Raw genomic sequence first — 7,267 nt, 5'->3', positions numbered from 1 at the left:
ACAGCGCGCCGTAGGTCGTCAGCGCGGCGACGGCGGTCGGGCCTGCGAAGCCGCGCTGCGTGCTGCCGGTGCGCGGCGTCGACGAGGACGACGGCGGCGGCGCCAGCGGTGCGGGGAATTCGGGCGCGGGCGCCGGCGCCGGTGTGGGGGCGGGGACAGGCGAGGGGGCCGGTGTCGGGACGGTCGGCGTCGCCGCCGCGCGGCCGACCCCGATCACCTTCGGCGTCAGCAGGAACAGCCGTTCGCTGCGGAAGCTCGTGTTCTCGTCATGGCGGAACGCCGCGCCGAGCAGCGGGATGCGCGAGAGCCCCGGCAGGCCGCTGCGGCCCTTGCTGTTCGATTCGATCGAGATGCCGCCGATCAGCAGGCTCTCGCCTTCGCGCACCGTGGCCTCGGTGCTGATCTCGGTCTGCTTGATCACCGGCACCGAGTCGACGACCGTGCCTTCGAAGTTGCCGTCCTGGATCGACAGCGACAGCCGCACCTCGCGGTGGTCGGCGTAGGTGACGATCTGCGGCGTCACCTGCAGCGTGGTGCCGGCCTCGATGGTGAAGAGGTTGGCGTCCAGGTTGCCGGCCACGCGCACCGAGGCGACGCGCTTGTCGGTCATGGTCGCGGTGCGGTTCACGGCACCCAGCACCTTGGGGCGCGCCAGGATGTTGGCCTTGCCGGTGCCTTCGAGGGCGCGGATGCGGGCCAGCAGTTGCTTGCCGGCGTTGCCGACCAGCGTGGTGACGTTGCTGCCGGCCAGCGTGCTGCTGCCGGCGGTACCGGGCTGCCCGCCGGGGGAGCCGGGCGACACGGTCAGGCGGGTCACGCCGTCTTTCGTGAAGGTCCAGTCGACGCCGAGCGATTCGAAGGCATCGCTGCTCACGTCGATGATCGAGGCCTCGATCTCGACCAGGTCCTGGGCGATGTCGAGCTGGCGGATCAGCGTCTCGTATTCGCGCATCCGGTCGGGCAGGCCGCGCACGATGATCGCGTTGGTCGCTTCCTCGGCCTGGAAGAACGGGCGCTCGGCCTCGGCGGGCGTCAGCGCATCGCTGCTGCCCAGCTGGTTGGCGCGCACCTCGTCGTCGCGCTTGTTCGCGTTGCTGCCGCCGCCGGTCTCGGGCAGCTTCAGGCCGTAGGTGGCCTGGGCGGCGCGGGCCTTGTCGGCGCGGCCGACCAGTCCGTTGACGGCCCCCTTCAGGGCCTGGTTGCCGCCATTGGCGCCGCTGCCGCCGCCGTTGTTCGAGAACAGGCTGTTCAGCGTGCTGGCCAGGCCCGGCACCTTGGCGTTGCCGAACACGCGGTCGCCGGCCGTCGCGAAGCGCAGCGGGAACACCTGGATCGATTTGCCGACGCGGTCGTGGCCGTCGCGCTCCAGCTGCTCGAGCACCGTCGAGACGAGCTCGATGTGGCGCGGCGGGCCGTAGGCCAGCAGCGTCTGCTGGCGGTCGTCGAACTTGAGCGGGAAGCGCGCATCGCCCAGGCCCAGCGAGCCGAGCATCGAACGCACCTGCTGGCGGTCGTAGCCCCGCATGCGGAACACCCGGCTCTGCATCGCACGGGACGGGTAGACGAAGAGCGTCGTGCCGTCGAAGTACCAGATGACGCCGTAGGTGCGGGTCATCGCGTTCAGGAAGTCTTCGGGGCGGGTGTTGAAGTTCGCGTTCACCGAGCCGTCGACACCGGAGTCGACGACCACCGGGATGCCCTGGCTGGCGGCGAAGTCCTGCAGCACGTCGGGCAGCTTCTTGCCGTCGGCGCGGTAGACGAAGCGCTTGCCCGAGAAAGGCGTCGCGTCGGCGGCAGCGGCGGGCTGCAGGGCGGCGAGTGCGGCGGCGGCAATCAGGGTGGTCAGGAATCGCACGGCTTGTGTCCGGTTTCGTTGGCTGTCTGTGCCGGGTCTCGGCGTCGACTGCATGGATGCAAGTGTGGGCGGCGCACCGAGGCCGGAAGGGGCCGGATGCGAAGCCGCGGACGGTGCCGCGAAGGCCTGGCAGGCCCATTTTTTGAAAGCGGTTTCGAACGAACGTTCGCGCAGCGTGTAAGCCCGATGAAAGCGAGGTAAGAACCGAGGTGAAAGCAATTGCGAGAACGGACACGCGAGTGCTGCTTTTGTCGTGTAGCCTTGCATGGCTTCGCGTTCACACATGAACCCTCCGACCCAGCTCTCCAAGTACGCGATCAACCAGGTGATCGGTGAAGGCGCCATGGGCGTGGTCTACAAGGCCACCGACACGGTGCTGCGCCGCACCGTCGCGATCAAGACCCTGCGCCGCCCGCTGGTGGAGCAGGGCGGCGGCGGTGCACTGCTCGCGCGCTTTCGCAACGAGGCGCAGGCTGCGGCCCGCCTGATGCACCACAACATCGTCGCGGTGCACGATTACGGTGAGCACGAGTCCGAGCCGTACATCGTGATGGAGTACGTGCAGGGCTCCACGTTGAAGGAGCCGCTGCGCCGCGGCACGCGCTTCGACGATGCCGACATCGTCGGCCTGATGGCGCAGCTGCTCGACGGCCTGCACTATGCGCACGAACAGGGCGTGTGGCACCGCGACATCAAGCCGGCCAATTTGCTGTGGACCAACGACGGGCGGCTGAAGATCGTCGACTTCGGCATTGCGCGCATCGCGACGATGGGCTTGTCGCAGGTCAGCTCGACGATCGGCACGCCCGGCCACATGGCGCCGGAGCAATACGCCGGCGAGCAGGTCGACCGGCGCGTCGACATCTTCGCGGCCGGCGTGCTGCTCTACATGCTGCTGGCGGGGCGGCCGCCCTTTGTCGGCAGCAACGAGAACGTGATGTTCCAGACGCTGAGCAGCGAGCCGCTGCCGCCGTCGCGGGTGCATGGCAGCCACCGGCCGCAGTGGTTCGACCCGGTGGTCGCACGCGCGATGGCCAAGCGGCCCGATGACCGCTTCGCGACGGCGCTGGAGTTCAAGCACGCGCTGATGGCGCAGGCGAGCCAGGCGCTCGGGCTGCCGCCGATCGCGGCGATGGTGGAGGCGGGCAGCTCGTTCATCGAGCTGCAGGGCGCGGCGACGCTGCCCGACCCGCGCGCGAGCGACTGGCAGCGCGGCACCTTTGCGCTGGACACGCAGCCGAAGCCGGCGCGGCCGGCGGCATCGACGCCATCGCACTGGCATTCAGAAACGCTGCAGATGCTGGAGTCGGAGCTGGCGCAGTCGATCGGGCCGCTGGCGCGCGTGCTGGTGCAGCGCGCGGCGCGCTCGACGAGCGACCTGATGTCGCTGCGGCAATCGCTGGCCGAGCAGATCGACACCGAGGCGGGACGCGATCAATTCCTGCAGCGCACGCGCTCGCGGGCCAGTTCGTTCGGCACGCTCGGTTCGGGCGGGGGCGCGGTCGTGGCGCGGCGGCGTGCGGCCGACGACACGCTGCTGGGCGACCAGGTGATGCGCGTGGCCKAACTGGCGCTGACGCAGCACGTCGGGCCGGTGGCACGGATCATCGTGTCGCGCGCGGCCTCGCGTGCGTCATCGCGCGACGAGTTCTTCCGGCTGCTCGCGCAGCATGTCGACGATGAGGATGAGCGCGAGGAATTGATGCGCACGCTGGAGAGCAGCTCGGCGGGGCGCTGAAGCCTTCTTCTTGTCGGAATCCGAACGAGCCTCGCCATCGAATTGCGATGGATCTCCACAATTCGCGCCGTGAGGCCCGGCAGATTGTCAACAACTGTTCGCTGACCTCAAGAGGTTCTTGTCACGGTCATTTCGTTCCGGTGTAATTCGCCCACTCCGCAGTCGATCCACTCCCACGAAGAGGGTGCGACGGCGGACAAGTCAAGGTACGCAAGGTCATTCGGAGGAATGCAATGTCGAGCAGATGGGAGCGCCTGCGGGCGCTGGCGGCGCCATGGGCGTGTGCGATGGCGAGTGCGGTGATAGGGGCGATGCTGTGGGCAATGTCAGTGCCGGTGCAGGCCCAGGCGGGTCCGGGGTGGAACCCGAAGTCCGGGCACCCGGTGTCGGCCTGCTGGACGCCCACCGGCCGAGGGTTGCCGGCGAAGGTCTGGGGCGACGCGACCGGCAAAGGCCTGGACCTGGCGGCGGTGCTGGTCGAGGCCGGTCTCTACGCAGCGGACCTCAACAACTCGGTGCCGCCGAACTGCCACGCGAAATGGGTGAGCGGGCCGAACCCGCGGCTGACGGTGGAGGCAGGCACCATCGGCGGCTCGTCGTCGTCGTTCTATGTGGACGGCATGTGGACCGGCGACGATCGAGGGTCTTGCCCTGGGCCGGGCCCGTACGAGGTTCTGCAGTATGCGGCGGGCTGCGTCTGTTCCAGCAGCGGGAACTCGGCCAATGTGGGGTTTGGGGCTGACGCGCAGTGCTACTGCCGCGGCAACCAATGGTGGTCCGAGAAAACGCAGTCGTGCGAAGACCAGCCCGACGAGATCTCGCTGCCGTATGCACTGAGCCCGCCGCCGCCGGAGTGCGAGGTGTGCAAGGGCAACCCGATCCAGCCGCTGCGCGGCGTGAAGCGCGAGGTGGTGGACACGGGGCTGGCGATCGGCAACACGACGCTGCAGTTCATCTACGACAGCAGCGGCAAGATCCCCGTGGTGTGGGCAACCCCGCCGTCGGGGGGGACCAGCCTGGGGCCGCGCTACGGCCTGCTGGGCAGCCCGCTGTGGTTCGGCAACCTGCGCCGCAGCATGGGCGCGACGACGGTCAGTGCGGGCACGGCGCCGTTGCTGCCGAAGCCGACGCAGATGGATCGAGGCAACGGCGTCGTGCGCACGTTCACGAGCGTGGCCGGCGGCCCGCCGACCGCGGAGCCCGGCAACGCGGACCGGTTCGTCCCGTTGCCCGGTGGAGGCCTCGTTTACACCGACAGCATGACGAACGTGCAGGAGACCTACACGAGACAGGGTTCACTGCAGACGATGGCGTGGCATGACGGCACGCGCATCGACTTCAGCTACAGCGGCGGCGCGACCCCCACGAGCGTGGCACCGGGCTCGGGCCTGCCGATCCAGGCGGTCGACAACCGCGGGCACCGCCTGGACTTCGTGTACACCACCGGGCCGGAGGGCAGCGCGCGGCTGAGCACGATCACCGATGTGAACGGGCAGGTGACGACGCTGGGCTTCGACGGGCAGAACAACCTGGCGAGCATCACCTGGCGCGACGGGACGAGCAAGACCTTGCTGTACGAGCGAGCGGACCTGCCGTGGGCGTTGACCGGTGTCAGCGACGAGCGCGGCCTGCGCTACGCCACCTTCGGCTACGACGCGCAAGGCCGTGCGATCAGCACCGAGCATGCGGGCGGGGTGGACAAGTACGCGGTGAGCTATGGCGTGCCGCCGAGCATTCGGGCGACGGAGCAGCGCGACGGTGTCTTCGTGGCGCGGACCTATGACTGGATCGCACCGCAAGGCATGGTGATGACCGAGCCGAGCGGGCAAACCACGACCTGGAGCGCGCTCAGCCTGAACGGCAAGAACTATTTCAGCTCGCAGACCCAGCCGGCTGGGGCGGGCAGCCTGCAGAGCAGCCGCAGCCAGGCGTACGACGCGAACGGGAACATCGCGAGCCGGGATGATTTCAACGGCAAGCGCAAGTGCTACCTGAACGACCTGGTGCGCAACCTGGCGCTGGCGGCGGTCACCGGGGTCGACCAAGGCCAGGACTGCGCGGCGGTGACAGCAGCGAACGCCCCGCTGCCGACTGGTGCGCTGAAGACCAGCACGCAGTGGCACCCGGACTGGAGCCTGCCCATCAAGGTGGCCGAGCCCGGGCAGATCACGATCAACGTCTACAACGGCCAGCCGGATCCGCTCGCCGGCAACGCCATCGCGAGCTGCGCGCCGGCTGAGGCCACGCTGCTCGATGGCCGGCCGACAGCGGCACTGTGCAAGCAGGTGGTGCGGTCGACGACCGATACGGACGGGCACCTCGGGTTCGGCGCAGCGCTGCAGCCGGGCGCCATCGACACGGTGCGCACGTGGACGTATGACGCGACCGGCCGGGTGCTGACCGCGAACGACGCCGATACCGACACGACGACCTTCGCGTACCACGCCGAGACGAACGCCGACCACCAGAGCAGTGACCTCAAGTCGATCACCACCTCRCTCGGCAAGGTGACSACSTTCGACCGCTACAACCGCTACGGCCAGGTGCTGCAAAGCACCGACCCGCAGGGGATCGTGACGGTGAACACCTATGACCTGCGGCAGCGCYTGCTGACGAACACGGTCGGTGGCGAGACGACGACGTAYGCGTACGACGCAGCGGGTCAGTTGAAGAAGGTGATCTTCGACAACGGCACMTGGGTGGGCTTCGACTACGACGAYGCRCAYCGGCRGRTKGCRGCCTACGACAACAAGGCCAACCGCATCGACTACGTGCTCGACAACGCCGGCAACCAGACCGACCAGCACGTGAAGGATCCGGCAGGTGCGCTCAAGCGTGGCCTGGCACGGGTGATGGACGTACTGGGCCGTGCGCAGCAGAGCAACGGCARGGAGTGAGAACATGAAGAAGACGATGAAGCACAACCTGAYCGCCGCSGSTGCWGCGGCCTTGCTGACCCATGCAGCGACGGCCCAAGTTCCTCCTCCACCGGTGTCACCGACGCCAGTGGCGACGTACGAATACGACGCTGAGGGCAATCCCACCAAGGTGACGAAGGACCCGAGCAGCCTGAACCTGCAGAACAAGGCGAGCTACGACGCGCAGTACCGCGTGAAGGAGCTGACCGAYCCGAAGARYGGCARGACSGCRATCGAGTACGACGGMGGAGGMCGSCCGACCAAGGTGACCGACCCRCGCAACCTGGTCACGCAGTACCCGCGCAAYGGTTTYGGCGATGCGACGCAGCTGATCAGCCCGGACACCGGCATCACGAACATCACCTACGACTCGGCACGGAACCTCAAGACGCTCACCGACAGTCGTGGTGTGACGCAGGCCTACACCTATGACGAGCTGAATCGGCCCACCAGCCTCGTCTATACCCAGAGCGGACAAGCGAGCCAGACCGTCACGTGGAGTTGGGACCTCACCGGCCCGGACTACACCTACAGCATCGGCCGGCTCAGCCGAGTGGATCACCCGAGCGGTTTCGCCCGATTCAGGTACGACCCACGGGGCCGGATCACCGAAGCCGTGCAGTCGGTGAACGCCAAAGCCGGTGCGAACACGGCGCCGATTCAGACGACGGTGAAGTACGCCTACTCGCACGGCGACCTGATGACCATCACCTACCCGTCGGGCCGCGTGCTGGTGATCACGCGCGACACCGGCGA

The 7,267-nt window shown here is 68.2% G+C and carries 3 protein-coding genes and 1 pseudogene; 3 read left to right on the top strand and 1 reads right to left on the bottom strand.

Annotation, left to right across the window (positions count from 1 at the left end):
* On the bottom strand, positions 1 to 1,855 hold a 1,855-nt coding region (gene sctC, locus AC1D01_RS14810), incomplete at its 3' end, for a type III secretion system outer membrane ring subunit SctC (RefSeq protein ID WP_477867454.1).
* A gap of 283 nt (positions 1,856 to 2,138) precedes the next feature.
* Between sctC and AC1D01_RS14805 the strand changes: the two genes are divergently transcribed.
* The 3 genes and pseudogenes from AC1D01_RS14805 to AC1D01_RS14795 all read left to right on the top strand — a co-directional run.
* The gene (locus AC1D01_RS14805) at positions 2,139 to 3,593 is read left to right on the top strand and encodes a serine/threonine-protein kinase (protein WP_477867452.1); all 1,455 of its coding nucleotides are present in this window, start codon (positions 2,139 to 2,141) and stop codon (positions 3,591 to 3,593) included.
* 233 nt (positions 3,594 to 3,826) lie between these two features.
* The gene (locus AC1D01_RS14800) at positions 3,827 to 6,490 is read left to right on the top strand and encodes a hypothetical protein (RefSeq protein ID WP_477867450.1); all 2,664 of its coding nucleotides are present in this window, start codon (positions 3,827 to 3,829) and stop codon (positions 6,488 to 6,490) included.
* Between the two features lie 109 nt (positions 6,491 to 6,599).
* Positions 6,600 to 7,267 (top strand): annotated as a pseudogene (locus AC1D01_RS14795) (hypothetical protein); the annotation flags it as partial.

The sequence above is a fragment of the Rhizobacter sp. P3_B12 genome (assembly GCF_056402895.1).
Note: the sequence above shows the minus strand (reverse complement) of the source record. Positions and strands in the feature narration are given on the sequence as shown.